The 20,546-nt window shown below is 42.3% G+C and carries 16 protein-coding genes; 6 read left to right on the forward strand and 10 right to left on the reverse strand.

Translation table 11 applies throughout. The features are described from left to right. Positions 1 to 141: 141 nt before the first annotated feature. From INQ51_RS12555 to INQ51_RS12575, 5 genes are all read right to left on the reverse strand, one after another. Positions 142 to 486 carry an iron chaperone gene (locus INQ51_RS12555; protein ID WP_233378314.1) on the reverse strand — a complete coding sequence of 115 codons (345 nt, stop codon included), beginning with the start codon at positions 484 to 486 and terminating at the stop codon, positions 142 to 144. Between the two features lie 214 nt (positions 487 to 700). Next, positions 701 to 2,113, reverse strand: coding sequence for an NAD(P)(+) transhydrogenase (Re/Si-specific) subunit beta (locus INQ51_RS12560; protein WP_233378315.1), 1,413 nt, complete (start codon positions 2,111 to 2,113; stop codon positions 701 to 703). 11 nt (positions 2,114 to 2,124) lie between these two features. Further along, on the reverse strand, positions 2,125 to 2,430 hold the full coding sequence (locus tag INQ51_RS12565; RefSeq protein WP_119439355.1) for an NAD(P) transhydrogenase subunit alpha: 306 nt from the start codon (positions 2,428 to 2,430) through the stop codon (positions 2,125 to 2,127). Between the two features lie 11 nt (positions 2,431 to 2,441). Beyond that, entirely contained in the window at positions 2,442 to 3,572 is a 1,131-nt protein-coding gene (locus INQ51_RS12570; RefSeq protein WP_233378316.1) for an NAD(P) transhydrogenase subunit alpha, read from the reverse strand. Between the two features lie 232 nt (positions 3,573 to 3,804). Continuing rightward, positions 3,805 to 4,494, reverse strand: a complete 690-nt coding sequence (locus INQ51_RS12575) for a MarR family winged helix-turn-helix transcriptional regulator (RefSeq protein ID WP_233378317.1) — start codon at positions 4,492 to 4,494, stop codon at positions 3,805 to 3,807. A gap of 276 nt (positions 4,495 to 4,770) precedes the next feature. Between INQ51_RS12575 and INQ51_RS12580 the strand changes: the two genes are divergently transcribed. The 3 genes from INQ51_RS12580 (at position 4,771) to INQ51_RS12590 (ending at position 8,986) form a co-directional block, all read left to right on the forward strand. Then, positions 4,771 to 5,187 (forward strand): GreA/GreB family elongation factor, encoded by a 417-nt coding sequence (locus INQ51_RS12580; protein WP_233378318.1) that lies wholly within the window; start codon positions 4,771 to 4,773, stop codon positions 5,185 to 5,187. Positions 5,188 to 5,278: 91 nt separating this feature from the next. Then, complete coding sequence (locus INQ51_RS12585; RefSeq protein ID WP_233378319.1) at positions 5,279 to 5,695, forward strand: GreA/GreB family elongation factor; 417 nt, start codon at positions 5,279 to 5,281, stop codon at positions 5,693 to 5,695. A gap of 1,140 nt (positions 5,696 to 6,835) precedes the next feature. Next, positions 6,836 to 8,986, forward strand: coding sequence for a S46 family peptidase (locus tag INQ51_RS12590; protein WP_233378320.1), 2,151 nt, complete (start codon positions 6,836 to 6,838; stop codon positions 8,984 to 8,986). Positions 8,987 to 9,593: 607 nt separating this feature from the next. Here INQ51_RS12590 and INQ51_RS12595 read toward each other — a convergent pair. The 4 genes from INQ51_RS12595 to INQ51_RS12610 all read right to left on the reverse strand — a co-directional run bounded on the left by INQ51_RS12595 (position 9,594) and on the right by INQ51_RS12610 (position 14,213). Beyond that, complete coding sequence (locus INQ51_RS12595) at positions 9,594 to 10,811, reverse strand: thioredoxin family protein (protein WP_233378321.1); 1,218 nt, start codon at positions 10,809 to 10,811, stop codon at positions 9,594 to 9,596. A 127-nt stretch (positions 10,812 to 10,938) separates the two neighbouring features. Further along, a complete protein-coding gene (locus INQ51_RS12600) occupies positions 10,939 to 12,027 on the reverse strand; it encodes a WG repeat-containing protein (protein WP_233378322.1) in 1,089 nt (362 codons plus the stop codon). Positions 12,028 to 12,609: 582 nt separating this feature from the next. Beyond that, positions 12,610 to 13,404, reverse strand: coding sequence for an RES domain-containing protein (locus INQ51_RS12605; RefSeq protein ID WP_233378323.1), 795 nt, complete (start codon positions 13,402 to 13,404; stop codon positions 12,610 to 12,612). 599 nt (positions 13,405 to 14,003) lie between these two features. Next, complete coding sequence (locus INQ51_RS12610) at positions 14,004 to 14,213, reverse strand: hypothetical protein (protein WP_233378324.1); 210 nt, start codon at positions 14,211 to 14,213, stop codon at positions 14,004 to 14,006. Positions 14,214 to 15,813: 1,600 nt separating this feature from the next. Between INQ51_RS12610 and INQ51_RS12615 the strand changes: the two genes are divergently transcribed. From INQ51_RS12615 to INQ51_RS12625, 3 genes are read left to right on the forward strand one after another with little or no spacing between them, the layout of a single operon-like run. Then, complete coding sequence (locus INQ51_RS12615; protein WP_233378325.1) at positions 15,814 to 18,003, forward strand: TonB-dependent receptor; 2,190 nt, start codon at positions 15,814 to 15,816, stop codon at positions 18,001 to 18,003. Next, positions 17,976 to 18,224, forward strand: coding sequence for a hypothetical protein (locus tag INQ51_RS12620; protein WP_233378326.1), 249 nt, complete (start codon positions 17,976 to 17,978; stop codon positions 18,222 to 18,224). Before INQ51_RS12615 ends, INQ51_RS12620 begins: the two co-directional genes overlap by 28 nt. A gap of 4 nt (positions 18,225 to 18,228) precedes the next feature. Beyond that, positions 18,229 to 19,296 carry a DUF4249 domain-containing protein gene (locus INQ51_RS12625; RefSeq protein ID WP_233378327.1) on the forward strand — a complete coding sequence of 356 codons (1,068 nt, stop codon included), beginning with the start codon at positions 18,229 to 18,231 and terminating at the stop codon, positions 19,294 to 19,296. A gap of 18 nt (positions 19,297 to 19,314) precedes the next feature. Here the strand turns inward: INQ51_RS12625 and INQ51_RS12630 are convergent, their stop codons facing one another. Beyond that, positions 19,315 to 20,292, reverse strand: coding sequence for a hypothetical protein (locus INQ51_RS12630; RefSeq protein ID WP_233378328.1), 978 nt, complete (start codon positions 20,290 to 20,292; stop codon positions 19,315 to 19,317). Positions 20,293 to 20,546: the final 254 nt, after the last annotated feature.

A 20,546-nucleotide genomic window follows, 5' to 3' on the forward strand; every position in this document is an offset into this window, starting at 1 on the left:
ATGCGATACCGAAGCATAAAGAAGCCAGGATATGCAAAATCGAATTCATGGGCTTTTAGGTTATTGGTTCCTTGATCAAAATTACAAAAAAAGGTTTATACTCTCAGGTATTTGACAAGCTGGAATAGTTTTATGCCCTAATTATCTCAGCATATTTTCTTTTACTCTGAATGCTACTATTCTTCTGATCAAATCGGTTGGGAGAGGTTCTTCGATCGGAAACTGAACCGAACCTTTGCCCTGTTTGTAAACCGAAAGTTCGCTGGCAAACTCTTGATGACCGCTTGGTGTGGCATAAAACCCGATGTGCCTGGCGTAAGCTGCAAAATAAACCAGCGGCTTTTTGTTGAGTTTGTACGCGGGCATCCCGTAGGCGATGCTTTCGACAGCTTCCGGAGCGGCTTCCCGAATGCAGTTTCGCATTTGGCTTAACAAAACCTGAACATTTTCAGGAAATCCGGCGATGTATTTGTCTACTTCATTCATGGGGGTAAATTAACAACAGTCTTTCTAAAAACAATAATAAATAGGTAGGAACTTCAAAGAGAAATTGCTTCTTTTTTGCAGCTTCTTGCTTTTAATGAATTCGTTGGAATGTGTCAGGGATTCTATTGCTTCAGAAAAAATGCCACTTCCGTCGGCTGACAGAAATGGCATTTCCTTATCGCTCAAAGCTCGAAGCTTGTAGCTTGCGGCTCAATTACATACTCTTGATTTCGCTTACCAGTTTGGTCATGGTACCTTTGGCGTCGCCAAACAGCATGCGGGTTTTGTCGTTAAAGAACAGGAAGTTCTCGATACCGGCATACCCTTTACCCATACCACGTTTCATGATAATGATGTTTTTTGCCAGGTGCGCATCGATGATCGGCATACCGTAGATCGGGCTGCCCGGGTCGTCGTATGCTGCGGGGTTCACCACGTCGTTGGCACCCACCACAATGGCAACGTCCACGTTCGGCATATCGGGGTTAATGTCGTCCATTTCCACCAACTGTTCGTAGGGTACATCGGCTTCGGCCAGCAATACGTTCATGTGGCCGGGCATACGGCCTGCGACCGGGTGAATGGCGTATTTTACTTCAACTCCCTTGCTTCCCAGCAGACTGTCGAGTTCGTGTGCAATGTGCTGCGCCTGGGCTACGGCCAAGCCGTATCCGGGAATAATTACCACTTTTTGCGAGTAGCTCAGCAAAACAGCTGCGTCGGTCAAGGTAATTTCCTTGATACTGCCCTGTACATCGGCATGGCTGGCTCCACCGCCTCCAAACGATCCGATGATCACATTGATCAGCGAACGGTTCATGGCCTTACACATCTGAAGTGTCAGAATTGTTCCAGCAGCGCCTACCAAAATACCGCCCAGGATCATGGCTTCGTTCTGGTAAATAAAACCGGCCATGGCAGCTGCGATACCCGTTAACGAGTTCAGCAACGAAATAACCACCGGCATATCGGCTCCGCCAATGGGCATTACAAAGCTTACACCGTAAACCAAACTAATAACCAGCAATCCGAAAACCAGGTAAGTACGGGTTTGTGCATCAAAGCCTCCGAACAATACCAGCACGATCACAGCAACAATCACTGCCATGAACATCAGGTTCACATAGGTCATGAATTTGGCAAAAATGTCGCCTACTTTGCCGTCGAGCTTTCCGTAGGCAATCATACTTCCACTGAAAGCGATACTACCCACTACCAGTCCCAGGAGGCCAACCAGCACTGCCTGGTCGGGGTTTTTGGTGTATTCGATCAGTGCCACAGCAGCAGAGGCAGCACCTCCGGTGGCGTTAAAGAAAGATACCATTTGCGGCATGGCGGTCATTTTCACCTTGCGTGCCATAATGGACCCCACCACTGTTCCGGCGGCAATAATCAGCAGAATGGCAATAACGTTCCCCATCCCGATTCCTTCGCCGGCGCCGTTGCGGTTTAATATTAAGGTGGTAATCATCGGAAGAATCATACCCGAAGCGGCCCAGAAGTTTCCTTTACGGGCGGTTTCGGGGTGGCTCTGAAGCTTCAGCCCGATTACAAACATAATGGCAGAAAGAAGATAACTGTATTCCAGGACAACTTGTCCGGGCATTAATGTATTTAGTATAATCATAGCATTCATCGTTATTTTTTCTTCTTTTTAAACATTTCGAGCATTCGGTCGGTAACTACAAAACCTCCGGCCACATTCAGTGTAGCCATAAAAAGCGCCAGCGAACCCAGCACCCATTCAAAGGTGGTGGAAGCATGTCCTACCAGGATAATGCCCCCGATAATAATAACCCCGCTGATGGCATTGGCTCCCGACATCAGGGGCGTGTGCAATACCGACGGTACATTTGAAATAACCTCGAAGCCCAGAAATACCGATAAAACAATAATGAATATCGCATCTTTATTCGCGGTTAAAAAAGTTAATACGTTTTCCATATCTGGTTCTTTTATTTGGTTTCGATGACTGATTTAACGCGTTCGTTGTAAAGTTCTTTTGCATGCGTAATACAGGTGCCCTTTACAATATCGTCTTCAAAATTCAGGTTCAGGGCGCCTTCTTCCGCAATGATCAGTTTCATGAAGTTCAACACGTTCTTTCCAAACATGCGGCTGGCATCAATCGGTTTTTTAGCCGGATAGTTCGACTGCCCGATAATGCTAACTCCGTTGTAAACCACTGTTTCGTTGTCTTTGGTGAGTTCGCAGTTTCCGCCTGTGGAGGCTGCCAGGTCGATAATCACCGAACCCGCCTTCATATTGTCAACGGCTTCTTTGGGAACCAGCAAAGGAGCTTTTCTGCCCGGTATCTGCGCGGTACAGATCACCACATTGGCTTTTGCAGCGTGGTCGTTAATCGCCTGTTGTTGTTTTTTCTTGAATTCTTCGGTCTGCTCTACTGCATAACCTCCGGCAGCTTTGTCTTCGGTAGCGCCTTCCACTTCCACAAACTTACCGCCCAAACTCATTACTTCTTCCTTCACTGCCGAGCGAACGTCGAACACCTGAACCTGCGCGCCCAGTTTTCGCGAGGTGGCAATGGCCTGCAATCCTGCAACTCCGGCACCCAGTATCAGCACATTGGCCGGACGAATGGTACCGGCGGCTGTCATAAACATAGGGAAGAAGGTGGGAAGGTTGGCCGCGGCTTCCAGCACTGCCTGGTAGCCTGAAACGGTTGCCATCGACGACAGAATGTCCATCGCCTGTGCACGGGTGGTACGCGGGATCATGTCGAGGCTGAAGGTAGTTAGCCCCTTGTCGAGGAATGTTTTTACCAACTCGGTTTCCCACAGCGGGTTAAAAGCACTGATCCATACCTGCGTGTCCTTGATCTTGTCGACATCGCCTTCAGCCGTTGGCTGAATTTGCAGCAAAACATCTGCTTTGCCAAAAACATCTGCTCTCGAAACTGCTTTGGCACCCACTGCTTCGTAATCGGCGTCGGTGGCACACGCATGTTCCCCTGCACCTTTTTCTACCAAAACTTCTACTTTCAGATCTGTAAAGCTTTTTACGGTTTCAGGCAACAACGCAACACGTGTTTCAGTTCCATACTCTTTTAATAAGCCAAGAATCATAAACTGTAATTTAGATTTTGTTGAAAGGGTAAAACTAACAAATAAAGTAAAGCGCATCTACTAACGAAAAATGAAATTAATTATGATTTAAAATGATTTTTGTTAGCATGGTGTCATTTTGAAACGAATCTGCCCAAATTTTGCTGTTATCTGCGCAGAATGTGAATTCCCGGTTGGTTTTTGTTACTGGGAATATTTGGTTGGCAGAATTGCTGTAAAATAAAGTAAAATTTTACTGCGACAAATATTTCAGCGAATCCATCAGGTTACTGATTTCGGCAAAAGGTTTATTGTTATGATTTTGATAAATTTTGTGGTGGAAACTATCGATTTCTTCGAGGAGAGGGGTCATTTTTTTCCATCGGTTATTGATGGCTAAAAAGAACATTTCATTTTCTTCGAGTATTCTTTTCGAGGTTTGCCCCAGCACTTCTTTTCCTCTTTCGGTAATGGCCAGTAACTTAACTCGTTTGTCTTCGGTGCTTTGCACTTCTTTTATAAATTCCTTCTTAATCAGGCGGTGAATGGTATCCATCCCGGTGGTATATTCCAACAGGTGGATATTAATGAGGTCAGTCTTTTTCACCAGGTCAGAACTTTCAACGGTTTGCAGAAACAGAAACTCGAGCCGGGTATTGATATCGAGGTCCTGCAAGGCTTTCCGAACGTAAAATTCGTGGTAGCGGGCAATGCGCGCCACGTATTCCAGGAACCGGGTTTCCTGCCTAAAGTTTTTGATAGCCAGTGGACTGTCAGTAGCTTCCGTGTTTTTCCGTTGCGAAGGGTAGGAGATGCTTTCTTTTGTTTCGGCACTGTACTTACCAACTAACCAGTAGGCAAAATCCAAAATGTCAGCGGGTTGTTCAAGCTGTTCATACTCTTCCAGTAAGTCAATTGTTTGCCTTAGCAAGCTATAATTCATCGGTATTGTACTTTTTATATGGAAAGTAATAAAATTAATTTATATATTTACATCGGATACGATATAAAAATATCGGATGCGATTTATAGATGAGAGAAAAAGTAAATATACAAGTGCTGGTTTCAGGCGATCGTCCACTGTCAGTGGAGGGTTACAGGATCTTCTTTCCTGTAGCTGCCGGAAACGTGACAAGCCTTGGTATTTGCCATTCAGCTAGCCGTTTTTCGCGCTAGGATTATCCCGTTTTATTTTTTTAGTTAAAATTTAATCTATTAGATGATGGAAGATATTATAAAAGTTACAAAATTGGATTATGTGAGGTTGAACGGCATTATCAGTTCAATTAAACAGTTTAATAAAGAAGCTTCAAAAGAAGTTAGCTTTCTGGAGACTGAGCTTACAAGGGCCAAAAAGATCGATTCAAAAAAAATCGGGGCCGAATTTGTTACGATGAATACGCAGGTGGAAATTGTGGATATGGACACCAACAAATCAATGACCATTCGCCTGGTATATCCCAAAGATGCCGATTTTAAGAAAGGTAACATTTCTATTTTATCGCCCCTCGGAAGTGCCTTGCTGGGGTATAAAACCGGCAGTGTAATATCGTTTAAAGTTCCCGGCGGGCTTAAAAAGATGAAGATCTGCAACATCGTGTTTCAACCCGAGGCAAACGGCGATTATACTACCTGAACTTCAGAAAGTAACAGGGGCCGTAAAGTGCTGTACGAATTATAATTTGAAATACCTGCTTCCGGATAACATAATTTAAACCATGAAGTCAATGACACAGGAGAATGAGATCATCTCGGTTTTGGATTTTGAGAGAATTATGCGGAGCATTGTAACCGCAGAGAAGGAGTACGCCGATCAGATTGTAAATCTGAAACAGCTTAAAAAAAGGGTATTGGCTGCACAAAAGGTACAGGTTGACGAAATTCCGCCTGATATTATTACCATGGGGTCGGTGATTGAAATAAAAACCGACGACGATAATTTTACTTTTAAACTTGAGTTGGTTTATCCCGAATTCGAAAATGTTAGAGAAAATAAGATCTCGGTGTTTTCAAACCTGGGCTCGGCCATCTTTCTTCGTAAAAGCAACGATGTAATTACCTACCAGGCATGGGGGAAAGAGCATCGCATAAAAGTATTAAGTATTCATTATCAGCCAGAAGCTGTTGGTGATTTTAATATATAAACCTGTTTCTTATCCTAGAGAAACTTCGTTTAGCGATTTTTTAATTCATTCCGTTTTTTTAGTTCAATGCAGGTAACTGCATTTGGCAGGAAGGTTAGTTGGCAGTTTACTGTCAACTAATCCTTCTTGCTTTTTAGTTTTTTTTCCGCGGTGCAAATACCGGGGAGAAGTTGTTTGAACGAGTTGCTGGCTGTTGTCAGTCAGTGCTTTATAATACAGTATAAAATTCAATGTTAGTAGTAATCTAAAATTAAATGCTATGGCAAAGAAAAGAGACGGGCAGAAAGAAGCCCAAAAGAGTATCAAGGAAAAACGACAAGAGAAGAAAGAAAAGAAGCAGGAAGAAAAAGTAAAAGTGAGAAAGAACAAAAGATAGACTTCTTGAAGTTTTTGAGATTTTATATTTAACGTTAGTTTTTTTGAGCGGGGGTGTATACTTCCGCTTTTTTTGTTTGAGAGCTTCTCTAAAATCAACAACAAAATAGAGTTCTGAATATTCAAATTCATCTTGATTGTTCCTCCGATACAATGGTTTCTTTCTGCACTTCTTTTTATGATTCGCATTTAATGCAGGACAATATTATTTCGTCCGGGATTACAGACCATCACGAAACAACTTTCTTCGCCGGACGAAACATGGATGCTTATTTACCCGGTGCAAAGCGCCGGGTTATTGATATTCGACACCTTCAGTGTCGATTTGATCACCCTGGAAGGGTGAAACAATAATAACCGCGGGTAAACGATCCGTCAGTTGACAGACGGAGAGTGCAACCCGGGGGAGTGATCCGAGCTGGCAACAGGCGCAATCTCTTGGTATTTCAGCGATTTGAAGTTCCGTGCGCCGCACAGCTATCGTCCATTCGAAATAATTACCAAAGAATACCCGTATCGGAGAGCTATCTCCGGAGAGTGAGGAGTGGGAGGGTTAAGTTCGAAATCAATAGTACTTATATTTCTGTTGGTGACTGACCTGAATCCTGATTTTCGTTTAAAAACAGCTGCCCGAAAGGCAGGCAAGCCCGCCCGAAATGCCATGGCTAAGTACCACTAATTTATATCTTTGTCTGAAATTGTTGAAAATCATTTTTTAGGAGCGTGATTTTGACTCCATTTACGAATTAATTACAAATACTTCTTATGTTGTGTAAAAACTGGACGGCAGTATTGCTGGGATTTCTTTTGGCCTTTCAGGTTTCGGCCAAAGAGGGAATGTGGGTTCCCATTTTTTTGGAAAAGTACAACCTGGCTGAAATGCAGGAAATGGGTTTTAAATTGACTGCGCAGGATATCTACGATGTAAACCATGCAAGCATGAAAGACGCCGTGGTTATTTTTGGCGGTGGCTGTACCGGTGAACTTATTTCCGACGAAGGCCTGTTAATTACCAACCACCACTGTGGCTACGGTGCCATTCAGGCACACAGTTCGGTTGAGCACGATTACCTCACCAACGGTTTCTGGGCCATGAACAAAAGCGAGGAACTCCCAAACCAGCGGCTTACTGTCAGCTTTTTGGAATACATGGAAGATGTAAGCGACAAGGTGATGGAAGGAACCGAGGGACTCGATGAAAACGCTCTTCGTGATAAGATCCGTTCCAACACGCAAACTATTCTGAAAAATGCAGAGCAGGAAGGGAAATTCTCCGCATCGGTAAAACCGCTTTTTTATGGCAACCAGTACTTTTTGTATGTGTACAAAGTTTTCCGCGATGTGCGTTTGGTAGGCGCTCCGCCGTCGGCCATCGGAAAATTTGGAGGCGATACCGATAACTGGATGTGGCCCCGTCATACCGGCGACTTTTCGCTGTTCAGGGTGTACGCCGGCAAAGACAACGAACCGGCAGATTATTCGCCCGACAATGTTCCGTACAAACCCAAAAAGTTCTTCCCCGTTTCGATGAAAGGTGTTCAGCAGGGCGATTTTACTATGGTATTTGGTAACCCGGGAACCACCATGGAATACTGGCCGCACCAGGCGGTGGATATTACCATGAATCAGCGGGACCCCGATCGCATCATGCTGCGCGATAAAAAACTGGAGATCATCGGTGCCGATATGGAATCTGATCCGGCCATACGCATTCAGTATGCAGCCAAGTACCAGAGCATAAGCAATGCCTGGAAAAAGTGGCAGGGCGAGATAAAAGGCCTCGAACGTTTGGATGCAGTGAATAAAAAACTGGCTTACGAACAGGACTTTAAAAACTGGGCCGTACAAAACGGAACCTGGGAAAGTACCTACAAACCTGTTTTTGACGAGTTTGAAAAGCAATACGAGGTGTATGCCAAATATGTAAAAGCGAGTGATTACTATTCGGAGGTTGTGCTTCGGGGAGTGGAGGTTTTCCGGCATGCACAGGCGGTAAGTTCCATCATTAATTTTTTCGAAGGGAAGCAGGAGGAAGTGGCAAAAGTAAGGCGTGCAGCTGCGGTGGCCGGTTTGGAAGGTTTCTACAAAAACTTCAACCAGCCGACCGATGAAAAGCTTTTTGCTGAATTGATGCCCCTGCTGGCAGAGGGCTTGTCGGATGAGTTTGTTCCGGCTGAACTAAAGGAAATGGTGCAGAAATACAGTGGCCGTGAACTGGTCGAAAAAGTGTATCGTAAATCGGTTTTGTCCAACCGCGAAAAACTGGAAAAGTTGCTGCGGGATGGTTCCGACAAACAATTGCTGAAGCTGCGTAAAGATCCGCTTGTGAATCTGTACAAACAAATCGATTACATCAACGAAACCGCTGTTAGCCCCAAAGTAAGAGAAGCCAGTGCAGCCATTGATGCAGCCATGAAAATTTACATGGCCGGTTTAATGGAGAAGAACGTAGGAAAAGCATTTTACCCGGATGCGAACCTCACGTTACGCGTTGCATACGGAAAAGTGGAAGGTTACGAGCCTGTGGATGGGGTGGAATACAAGTATTACACCACCTTAACCGGCATCATGGAAAAAGACAATCCGGAGATTTACGACTACGATGTGCCGGATCGTCTGAGGGAATTGTACGAAAGCAAAGATTTTGGCGCTTACGAAGTGGACGGAACGGTTCCGGTATGTTTTACCGCTTCCAATCACACAACCGGCGGAAACTCGGGAAGCCCCGTGGTAAATGCCAACGGCGAACTGATTGGCGTGAACTTCGACCGTTGCTGGGAAGGAACCATGAGTGATATTATGTACGACCCAAAAGTGTGCCGCAACATTTCGCTCGATATTCGTTATGTTCTGTTTATTGTCGACAAGTTTGCCGGTGCCGGTTATTTGCTCGACGAAATGGATATTGTGAAATAAGCCGTGAGCCGCTGGCTTTGAGCTACTAGCCCAAAAAGTGAAGGCATCTTTTAACGAGATGCCTTCACTTTTTTATTTGACTCCAATGGTGTTCTTTCCACGCCAGCAGGAGAGGGGCTCAATGAGAATTCCTTAGCGTTAACAGCTTATTTCTCAGAAATGTCCGAAACCTGATAAAAAGACCTTTGCCATTTTTTTTCAGATAGCCGGTTCCTTCAAAAAATCCTGCCACTAAGAGAAGAAAACCGGCCAGGGCCAAAGCGAATTCAGTCTCGTCACTTGCCATCCCGGTTTTTGCAAATAATTGCTTGGATAGTCCGAAAAAGAGAAGCAAGCAAATTAACAGTATCTTTTTCATTGTACCGATTTTCTGATTACCCGTAAAGTTATTTAAAATTTTCGCCAATCGCATCCAATAGTTAAGCTTTTCGGAATGTGTAACTTGCTGTGAGGGTGTAGCAATAGGTTAAAATCAGTCTTGTGGAATATCCGCAGAATCACGATCTTTTTAGAAATAACAGACACTGTTGAGGTGCAATGAGACATAGTGGTAAGGAAAGGAGCATAGACAACGCACACCACTGCACCGCAATGCCATTTGCAACTCCTATAGGGCGTTTTTCCATTCTTCTATTTTCTTATTTGCTTTCTCAATGTATTTGGGATTGGTCTTTGGTTTTTCATATTGAAGGCATTCATTCATAGAGGCAATGGCATCATGTGCGTGTCCCATTTGTTTACAATAGTGAGCGTAAATGTATAAGTTCTCAAAATCTTTATGTAAATCAACGCTTGTTTTTGCTAATGTGTATCCAAAATCAATTTCGGTTTTATCTACTTTTTCAGAATTGGCAAGTATTATCCACGCTGCTTTGTAGTAATTTTTCCAATCGTCATAACCATATGTATGATATTCATGTGCTTCTTTTATAAAATTTTTCAATTTAGATTTTGAGTCCTTTCGCCAACTTGCTCTCTCAATCCACACTTCCATATCGACCTGATGAATTACTCTTTCACAAAGGGGGTGTTTGGTTTCTCGTAGTTTTTTCTTCATTTTGTTTCGTTGGACATCGTTTGCCCACCAAGCTGACCATTGATTAACCATAAAAACCCAACGACTGATTAGAAAATCATCCACTTCTTTCGCTCCTACACTTCTTCTAAATTCATCCTCGTGGGTAAGAATATAATTAAAGAAGGGACTTTTATAATGTGTAGTATTTTCCTTGAGTAATAACCACGTTTCAGAAGAGAACAATTGGTCTTGGCTGCAATTTGCCAGGTAAATGTTAATTAAAGAATCTTTTTCTGGTACATACCCAAAACTGAAATATTTACGTAGGTTCTCTGAACTTAAATCTCCCTCACTAACTTTTTGATGATAATAATTAAAATTGTTCGATTCATTGAATGCGGTTTCTGCAATTTGAATAAACTCTTTCGGAGTTCTGTAACCTTGGTATTTGTGTTTTAAATTGCCATTGCTATCAAAATATAAATATGCGGGATAACCACCCGGTAGATATTCGGAACTGAAATACACCCCCAGACTGTCAGTGTGAATATCTAAAGAAAGAGATACAAATAAATTATTGTAATATTCTCCGACCTCGGTTGTATTCAAAACATTTTTATCCATTCTCACACAATGGGGACAACCTTTATAATGTAGATATACGAAAATGTTCTTATCCTCTCTGGCTGCTTCTTGTTTTAGATCTTCAAGATTTTCAAGTTCTCGAAATTTTATTGCTGATTCCTGTCCAAACAAAATGATTTGTAGTCCTAATAAGATATAGACTGTAATAAGAGATGTTTTCATTTTTGGCTTTTTAGATATGGACAAAGAAAAAACAATAATATGTTAAGCCGATTTAAAAGGATGAAAGCTTTGTTAAATGGTTTTCGTTTTCCAAATGCCCTATAACGGTTACCTGTGTTAGCTGTTGTTATCTTATTTTTTCATTTCTTATTGCTACTGAAATTAGTTTATACCCATTGTCAGTTCGTAAAAATTCGTAATGATTTTGCGAAAAATCCTTTTTGTTTTTATGTGATATAATGATTGTCATTGTTGGATAAATCCATTCTTTGGCTTCACCACAATTATTGAAATATTTATCAAATTCAACGCCGTCAAACATAAATGGATTTAATCCGTCTTTTGATATAAAATACTCACAGTTAGGTTGTAAAATTTCAAATAAACCATTTTTTAGAATTGAGAAATTGTCGGTTATGAATTTTTCTCTGCTTGTTTTATCCCAACCTTCTGCAGATTCCCAAGTAATCGTATCTAAAGATGCATTTATTAATTTCTCAGGTGTAAGGTTATTGTATAAATCCTTTTTAAGCCATTGAACAAATTCTTTTTCAAAGTCAACAAATGAGTAGTAGCTTTCATCTACTGCTAAAAAAGATTTTCTTATTATATCGGAATTTGGAGTCTCTGTCTTTTCAAGGGAAAAGAAGTTTAAATTATTGTTGAGCTTAAAGTCATCAATTAGCACATTGTTGTTAGTGTCAATAAGAAGTTCCTGACCACCTATCCAACTGTAATGCTCTTCACCATCCCAATATTTTTTTTCTGCACCTTTCAGTGCGATTATCATTCCATTCCTGACTCTTGTCAAGTCGTTATATTCTGCTGGAATTACTATATCCCCATTTTTGTTAAACATTCCTGCTTTGTCATTTTTTTTGTCTCTAAAACGAATAAATCCTTCGCTTTCACAGTCAGGAGTATTATCAAATATGTGTAAACTGTCTCTACCTATTATTTTACCTTGTTTAGTTAGATAGTAACTTTTCCATCTATCGTTACTTTTTTCTACAACTGCAATTATATTTTCAAATTTTCCTGCACTCGTAAAGCCGGTAAATTTTGGTTCTATTTTCACAACACCATTTTCGTCTTTGTAACCTATCAGTGTCGTGTCTTTATTCCAAAATGAAGTCCAAGTGACATTACTTTGTCCAAGTATAGTCAAGTTTGAGATTGCTGTAAGGAAAATCAATATGTATAATTTTATTGTCATTTGTAGTGTCGTTCTATAATAACAGCTAACGGTCACTTGCCAGTTGTCGTTGCAGATTTCGGAGTTCGTTCCTGTCCTACAGTACTGAACTGCGATTCGAGGATCCAGCCTACGACACAGCACGAACCCCGCAATGCAATTTACAGTTTGTTATGCGTTCGATTTTTATTTTTTTATAATCCATTTAATCATTTCAATGATAAGTTTTACGGTTGCCCGAACAATAAATACTCCTAAAATGCCAATAACCAAGAGTGCTACTTTTACTAAAAAAAAAGTCAATTCCAAACCGTATCCACATTATAAATATCGACATTATTACAAGCAAGCATATGAAAGCAATTAAAAGAGTAACTTCCGTATTTCTGAATGTGGATTTCATTTGGTATTTAATCAGTTCGGTTCTGTCAAAAAGTTAAACTCTAATTTGTCGGTGTATTTTGCATATTGTTTTTGTTTGCCTGAATTGCCCTCGGTGCATGCAAATCGGCGCCAGCAGACGGACAAGGAACTGCGAAACGATCCCGAAGCCTCGGGACGCAGTTGGCGTAACACCGAACCCCGCCCTGCAATATGTACATGTTAGCCATTGGTGATTTTATTTACAATCAATTTATTTAAGTATTTCTCAACTTTCCCAAATGTGGTATTAGAGTACAATACACTTCTTCCCTCAATAAGTTCTATCCGCTCCACGTCTTGATTTACTAATTCAGAATCATTGCCTGTATTGTCTGTAAACTGATTTATTTGCATTGGAACAACGTTACTAACACTAAATGTTTTAATTAATTCATCACAGAATCCGCTACTCTTATTAAATGTTTTTACCGGAATAACTAAGTTGTATAAATGTCCAACATGTCTATTTATTAATGTATTAATGTGGGTGGATGAATATTTTATTCCATCAAGTTCATTTTTATTAATCCACTGTAACAATAGCTGTGGAATAATATATTCTGGTTTAAATGCAACATCACTTTCTGGTACTTTTATAGAGCAAGCTGCAATTAAAGGCCATACCATCACATAGTATAGCAATTGCCAACCATGCGCTTCATTTCCTTTGATTAAATGGCCATTTTGATAAATATCATTGGCCAAATCAAGCAATCTCAATTCCCTGTTATTACAAAATCTCGATGCCTGAATGTAATTATCCGACGGTCTTCCGAGTTCTTCCCATGCAACAAATAATGAGTTTGCAAGATATAGCGACGGCAACCCGGGTATACTAAATCTTTGAGTTGCCACTCTCTCGCGCAAATTAAAAGGGATATGAAATATTTCTTTTACTGTTATCGGATAGTTACTATTAACTTTCCTTATTCGATAGAAATTTGAATTTTCAGGAAGGTTAAAATCTTTATTCAAATATTGAACAACTGCACTCTCTTTTAAAGTACGAGCAATTATTGTATACGCTTTATGCGGATTACCTTCATAATAGCCATCAATAGTTTTTTTTTATTCCTTCAACCAATATATGATTCCTTTTTTTGAATACTTCATGGTTAAATTCAATCCCATTGACATTTCCTGATAAATTATTTGACTCTTGTATAATTTTATCAAAGGAATTTAACTTTTCGAAGAGATATTCGCGAAAGTCGTCTCCAGGCTTCCTTATTAAAGGAAGATTAGTCAATCCGTGTTGTATTATTTCAGTAAAGGTCATCTTTTTTCACTTATGGCTAACCAGCGCATATCCTCACCAGTCATGTTATTTTCATTATCTCATTTTTTTCGGTGCTTTTGCCCAATCCATACCTCGGCAAGACCTGTATATAGCGTAAATCCGTGCCCCGCTCCGAAAAGCGGGGGATATAATTATACCGGAGCAAGTGATTGCACGGCTGGCGGTGTTGTTCCTGTGTGGGCTTTATTTGCGGGCGTGTAGTCAAAAGGTTTTGGTTTTTAGCTCAATAAATATAAACATAATACTGATACGTGGTCCTCTTTAGTGCTGTTTTTTAGCCCACTGTTATGCGGTTGTAACTTGCTCTGTAGGTGTTCTTTGTGCTAAGTGTCGTGTTCAATGTTTTCATCCCGGAGTTCAATGTTTTACCTTCATAGTCGTATGTTTTGGTGGCGGAGTTAAATGTTTTAACCGGGTCTGTCAATGTGTCGGGTCCGGTGTTTAATGTGTCAGGCTTCGGGTTAAATGTTTTCATCCTGTCCATCTGTGCGAAAGCTTTGGAGTTTAATGTTTTACTCCCGGACATCTTTGTTTTACTCGCCGGGTTAAATGTTTTAATCGCGGAGTCGTTTGTTTTTTACTCCGCGATATTTGTTTTAAAAATTTTGATCATTGATTGACTTTAATCCACAATTGTTCGTGCCCGTTCGTATTCGCTGTAAAATTCGGTGTTGCAGTGCTGCTGTATTTTGCTTGAAGCTTGTAGTTCAGTGTTGTGCTCTTTGCACTCCGCTCCATGCTCTTTGAAAGAGTTGGCTTCGGTCTCCGCTTGTCCGTCTGCTGACGGGCGGATCCCTCGCCATGACGTCAAGGAGGGGGTGTTCCGGCAGCGGACAGCAGATGACAATTTCCTGTTACGACACAATAGGTCCGCTGCCAAACGAAAACAAAAAAGAACGTCATTGCGATTCGTCCGGCAGCCGACGGACGGAGAAGCAATCAGAAGGAGGGGTGTTGCTGTGCAGCCGTATTGCCATGTTGCTGTTTTGTACCCGTAGCTCGTAGCCTGTAGTTTATAGTTCAAAGTCATGCTCTTTGCTCTTTGCTCTCCGCTCCATGCCCTATGCAATTTATCAGTTTAACAGTTTTGCAATTTGACAATTTAGCCCAGCTCACAGCACTTCCCATTTGTCCCCATTCAGGGGGACGAGGAATTCAGGCGGCTTCGACGAAGGAATGACAGAGGGGGTGGTGTAGTAGCAGAGTTTAAAGTTCAGAGTTCAGTGTTGTGCTCTTTGCACTCCGCTCCATGCTCTTTGAAAGAGTTGGCTTCGGTCTCCGCTTGTCCGTCTGCTGACGGGCGGATCCCTCGCCATGACGTCAAGGAGGGGGTGTTCCGGCAGCGGACAGCAGCTGACAATTCCCAGCTACGACTCTCTATGTCCGCTGCCAAACGAAAACAAAAACGGACGTCATTGCGATTCGTCCGGCAGCCGACGGACGGAGAAGCAATCAGAAGGAGGGGTGTTGCTGTGCAGCCGTATTGCCGTGTTACTGTTTTGTACTCGTAGCTCGTAGCCTGTAGTTTATAGTTCAGAGTTGTGCTCTTTGCTCTCCGCTCCATGCCCTTTGCAATTTAACCGTTTTACAATTTTACAACTTAGCCCAGCTCACAGCATTTCCCATTTGTCCTCATTCAGGGGGACGAGGAATTCCGGAGGCTTCGACGACGGAATGACGGAGGGGGTGTTGTAGTCGCAGTTTACAGTCTCAGTATTCAGTTGGGAAATGAATATCTGACAAACTTGAAGCTTGTAGCTCGAAGCTCGCAGCTTGTTTTCCAATTTAGCAATTGCTTACCGTTCGGTGTTGCCGTGTCGCTGGCCCCTCGCAGTACGAAGCACTCTGAACTTTAAACGCTGAACCCTGAACTCAGTCCCTCCATCCTTCAGTCCTTCAACTGATCACTCCCTCAGCCTTGTATGCCGATAAGTTCACGCTAAGGGATAGATGCTTACGTAAATAAAGGTTCATTAAGTTTTCTTAGTAATTGTTCACCACTCTTAATAATTGCTAACATAATAAGTCTCTACTTTTGACCCCGTAAGTTGAACCTTGATTCATAAAACAACTCAAAAAAATCTATGAAACAGTTTTACCTCTGTAACGCATTTGTGTTTTTTTTCTTTTTCTCAAATGCGCAGAAAGTTACGATTAGCGGTTATGTTACAGACCTGTCAACCGGCGAAGGTCTGATTAATGCCAATGTTTACGACCTTCAAAAAGAAACGGGGAATGTCAGCAACGTTTATGGTTTTTACAGTTTAACGGTGCCTGCCGGAAAAGCGCAGATTCAGTATTCATTTGTGGGATACGAAAAGCAGGTGCTGGAACTGGACCTGAAAAAAGACACGGTAATAAACATAAAACTTAAATTGATGGGCGAGCTGGACGAAGTAACGGTACGGGCCAACAAATCGAACGTGGAACGCAGCCAGATGAGTATGGTGGAATTACCCACCGAAAAACTGGATAAGCTGCCGCTGATGTTGGGCGAACCCGATGTGCTGAAAGTGATCCAGTTATTACCGGGAGTGCAGTCGGGGGCCGAAGGAACGAGCGGTATTTACGTGAGGGGAGGAGGACCCGATCAGAACCTCTTTTTGTTGGACGGTGTGCCGGTTTACAACGCAAGCCATTTGTTTGGTTTCTTTTCGGTTTTCAATCCGGCAGCCGTTAAAACGGTTACTTTGTACAAAGGCGGTTTCCCGGCGCGTTTCGGGGGGCGGCTTTCCTCGGTGGTCGATATCCGGATGAAAGAAGGAAACGACCAGGAGTTTAAAGGGGAATTTTCCATCGGGCTGATTTCTTCGCGCTTTTCCATTGAAGGACCGATCAAGAAAGACAAAACATCGTTTATTTTCTCCGGAAGAAGAACGTATGTTGATTTACTGGCCCGGCCTTTTATTATGCTTGCCAACAAAGAAGCTGACAACGAAAAGATAACCGGGGGGTATTATTTTTACGATCTCAACGCAAAAATCAACCATAAGTTTTCGGACAAAAGCAGGTTGTTTCTTTCTACCTATGCGGGGCTCGACAAGGCTTACGCAAAAGAGGATTCCCGCTATTCAGAGAATAACATCCGCTACCTGGATAAGTATGACATGGGAATTGGCTGGGGAAACATTACCTCGGCGCTTCGGTGGAATTATGTGTACAACCCAAAATTGTTCAGCAATGTTACGCTTACCTACAGCGATTACAAGTTTGACGTACGCGAAGAATACAAGCTTATCAATACCAATGACAATACTTTTGATGAAGATTATTTCAATTACCACTCGGGCATAAACGATTTAACGGCCAAAGTCGATTTCGATTACTACCCGGGAGGCGGGCACTCCATTAAATTTGGGGCCTCCAATATCTGGCATAAATTTAAACCCGGGGTGAATCATGAACGCACGACTGGAGATTATTCAGAATATCCTTCAGAAAAAAACGATACAATTTATGGAAACAAAAACATCTCAGCCATAGAATTCAATGCCTTTGTTGAAGATAATTACGACATTACGTCCAAACTAAGGGCCAATTTAGGCGTGCATTTTTCTTTGTTTAATGTTCAAAATACAACCTATACCTCGCTGGAGCCGCGTTTGTCGTTGCGCTATCTTTTCTCCGATAACCTTTCGTTGAAAGCGTCCTACACAAAAATGAGCCAGTACATTCATTTACTGAGTTCTTCCACCATTAGTTTGCCTACCGATTTGTGGCTTCCGGTAACCAAAGATGTGAAGCCGCAAAAATCGCATCAGATAGCTGTGGGGGCTGCCTTAAAAACAGGCAAGGGTTATGACCTGACAATTGAGGGATTCTATAAAACGATGGATAACCTGATTGAATACAAAGAAGGCGCTTCGTTCACCGGCGTTAGCAAAGACTGGGAATCGAAAATTGAAATGGGGAAGGGATGGTCGTATGGGGCCGAAGTAATGCTTGAAAAGAAAACCGGCAAAACTACGGGCTGGCTTGGTTACACACTTTCGTGGGCCGACCGCAAATTTGAGAACCTGAATTTTGGAAAGAAATTCCCGGCAAAATACGATCGCCGGCACGACGTCAGTTTGGTATTGATCCATGAATTTTCGAAGAAATTCGACATCGGAATGGTGTGGGTTTACGGTACCGGGAATGCGACTACTCTTGGAAAACAACGATACGACTCAATGCTTCCCGGAGAACGGCCGCGTTATTACAACCAGAATCTTGTTTATTACGGAGAACGTAATAGTGTTACCGCATGCCTTCTTACCACCGGATGGATGTGAGTATGAATTTTCATAAGCAAAAGAAACACGGTATTAGAACCTGGTCGCTTTCATTTTACAACGCTTACAGCCGGCAAAACCCATTCTACCTGTATTGGGGCAGCGAAAGCATGGGAGCGTACGACCAGAACGGAAAATATTACGAAACTTCCAAGCCAGCACTCAAGCAGGTGAGCCTTTTTCCCATCATTCCTTCCATTAGTTACACCTATAAATTCTAAACCCATGCAAAAACATATTTTAGTATTTACAGTACTTTGCGCAGCGTTGCTTTCTGCCTGCGAAAAAACCATTGATTTTAAGGGTGAAGACATTGATCCCAAAATTGTAGTGAATGGCCTGGTGACTCCCGGAAAACCGATAGAGGTTCGTATAACCCGGAGCGAAAACCTTTTGTCGGAAAGCTACGCTTCGACAATATTAAAAGATGCAGTCGCAGATTTGTATGTTGATGATGTGTTGACTGAAAAACTGAGTATTAACGCCCAGTCAGATGCATCAGAGACCTACAGCATTCCTGTTTTTAGTTCTCAAACAATTGCAGAGTCGGGTAAAACTTACCGCCTCGAAGTGAGTCACGAAGGCTTGAAACCGGTTACTTGTGAAACCACAGTTCCCACACCTGTTGACATTGAAGTTGATACACTTTCTACATTGCTGAGCGGGAGTTGGGGAACAGGACTATACATAATGGTAAATTTGAAATTTTCGGATAATGCTGAAACGAAGGATTACTATCGGGCGCAAATGGATTTAATGAGAGGAGTTAATAAAGCTTACTATGATTCTTACAACAAACCTGAGGATTTGTCGGACACTGTGCTGATTCGTTTTACTGCCAGTGGAGTTGACATTAGTGATCCAATATTTAAGGGAAGCGATCAGGCCGATGATATTGTAACAGGAACACCCGAAAACAGGTTTGCTCTTTTCGATGATTCGGACATCAATGGAAAAGAATACATTTTGAAACTGGGTTTTATGGCGAATCCTAATTATTCTGCTGAGATTGAGGAAGGGAGCGGCAACTTTATCGAGCAGCAGATAATCCTTAAAACATTAACCCCTGAGTATTACGAATACCTGAATTCTGTCAACAGTCATTTCTGGTATGGCGACGATTATTTCTCGGAACCTGTTCCTGTCTATTCCAATGTAAAAGGAGGATTAGGTATTTTTGCTTCCGAAGCGTCGGCAGTTTACACCATTATTTTTGGAAACTATCCATTGGACGATAAAGTCTATATTGAAAACTACGACTACGGCGGTTATGGTTATGATTACGGATATTAAGGATTCAAGATAAATTGACTACTTCCCAAAAACATAGATGAGTGATAGCTGTTGCTGGTTGTCGAAGGTATCCCAGTCGGCCACATGCATGGAAATATTGAATGTGCCGCTAACGTTTTTGTAATTGATAAAATACCAGATCAGGTCGGTACGCCAGTAATTTTCGGCCCGGTAATAGCTGTCGCCCATCGCAAAGTTATGACCTCCGCCCGCATTCAAAACCGATTTTACGCCAAAATTCCGGTAACGTCCTTTGGCTTCGGCAAAAAAGCTGGTGCTTGTGTCGTAGCCGTCGGTAACACCGCGCTCGCGGTAGGTCGAATTTAATACACCGGCTTTTATATACCCTGTAACGGTGGCTGTTTCTGCTGTTCGCAGTCCTGCCTGAACCGCAAAACCCAGGTAGTCTTTAATGTGCAGGGGCGGGTTGTTGTGCAGGGTGTGTGCATTGTGAAACATCAGCATGTAATTCTGTAAAAACAGGTTTTTATGAAAGATCTCACCCGAGAAGCCTGCCATAAATTGCTCGCGTTGGGTTTCGGTTTGGCGGCCCACCCAATCTACAAATCCGTTTTGGTGGCCCCAATCCCATTTAACGTTTCCAAACAGGCCTTCCACGTTGGGGCGGTAATACAAAAGCGTGTCGCTTAACATAGCCAGCGGAAAGTCAATTTTATCACGGCGGGGAAAGGCACCAAACACAAATTCTGTCCGGTCGTCGAGGTATTGATAATACATCGTCAATTTGGGTTTTTGCGCATCCATTTCGCTCCCGAGTTCAAACAAGTGGCTTAATCCGCCGCGCAAACGGTGGTTATCCATCGAAACACCCAGTTCAAAGGCGCCCCTCGTTCCGATAATGGTTTGTGGGTTGGCATAAGGCTGTGTAAACTCGCGGTTGTCGCCAATGCCTTCAAAAAGAACCTGGTATTCAAAATTCTGGGCTTTTACAATTACGGCGGAAAGGAGTAAAATCAATGTTAGTGTCTTCTTCATACGATTGGTATTTCGTCTCAAAAATAGCAAATAGTTTAGAGGGATATGGCCGGATGCCGTTTTTGCCGATGTTTTTTGATCACTTAAACCACCACTGTCCGGTTAAATCAATGAGACTCTGATTTCAGGAGTGATAGAGGACTGAAATTATGAAGTAGAACTGATCCCGATCCGCCGACTGACGGATCGGGATCTAATGAGGTCTATATTCCCCGCCCCTTGGTGCGAATTGAAAAATATCATGTCTTTGGGAT

Source organism: Maribellus sp. CM-23 (assembly GCF_021354595.1).
Lineage (GTDB): Bacteria > Bacteroidota > Bacteroidia > Bacteroidales > Prolixibacteraceae > Draconibacterium.

What these genes read in the sequence shown, in the direction of transcription:
- INQ51_RS12555 (WP_233378314.1), bottom strand. Translation starts at nt 486, where the DNA reads ATGAATGAAGTAGACAAATACATCGCCGGATTTCCTGAAAATGTTCAG.
- INQ51_RS12560 (WP_233378315.1), bottom strand. Translation starts at nt 2,113, where the DNA reads ATGATTATACTAAATACATTAATGCCCGGACAAGTTGTCCTGGAATAC.
- INQ51_RS12565 (WP_119439355.1), bottom strand. Translation starts at nt 2,430, where the DNA reads ATGGAAAACGTATTAACTTTTTTAACCGCGAATAAAGATGCGATATTC.
- INQ51_RS12570 (WP_233378316.1), bottom strand. Translation starts at nt 3,572, where the DNA reads ATGATTCTTGGCTTATTAAAAGAGTATGGAACTGAAACACGTGTTGCG.
- INQ51_RS12575 (WP_233378317.1), bottom strand. Translation starts at nt 4,494, where the DNA reads ATGAATTATAGCTTGCTAAGGCAAACAATTGACTTACTGGAAGAGTAT.
- INQ51_RS12580 (WP_233378318.1), top strand. Translation starts at nt 4,771, where the DNA reads ATGATGGAAGATATTATAAAAGTTACAAAATTGGATTATGTGAGGTTG.
- INQ51_RS12585 (WP_233378319.1), top strand. Translation starts at nt 5,279, where the DNA reads ATGACACAGGAGAATGAGATCATCTCGGTTTTGGATTTTGAGAGAATT.
- INQ51_RS12590 (WP_233378320.1), top strand. Translation starts at nt 6,836, where the DNA reads ATGTTGTGTAAAAACTGGACGGCAGTATTGCTGGGATTTCTTTTGGCC.
- INQ51_RS12595 (WP_233378321.1), bottom strand. Translation starts at nt 10,811, where the DNA reads ATGAAAACATCTCTTATTACAGTCTATATCTTATTAGGACTACAAATC.
- INQ51_RS12600 (WP_233378322.1), bottom strand. Translation starts at nt 12,027, where the DNA reads ATGACAATAAAATTATACATATTGATTTTCCTTACAGCAATCTCAAAC.
- INQ51_RS12610 (WP_233378324.1), bottom strand. Translation starts at nt 14,213, where the DNA reads ATGGACAGGATGAAAACATTTAACCCGAAGCCTGACACATTAAACACC.
- INQ51_RS12615 (WP_233378325.1), top strand. Translation starts at nt 15,814, where the DNA reads ATGAAACAGTTTTACCTCTGTAACGCATTTGTGTTTTTTTTCTTTTTC.
- INQ51_RS12620 (WP_233378326.1), top strand. Translation starts at nt 17,976, where the DNA reads ATGCCTTCTTACCACCGGATGGATGTGAGTATGAATTTTCATAAGCAA.
- INQ51_RS12625 (WP_233378327.1), top strand. Translation starts at nt 18,229, where the DNA reads ATGCAAAAACATATTTTAGTATTTACAGTACTTTGCGCAGCGTTGCTT.
- INQ51_RS12630 (WP_233378328.1), bottom strand. Translation starts at nt 20,292, where the DNA reads ATGAAGAAGACACTAACATTGATTTTACTCCTTTCCGCCGTAATTGTA.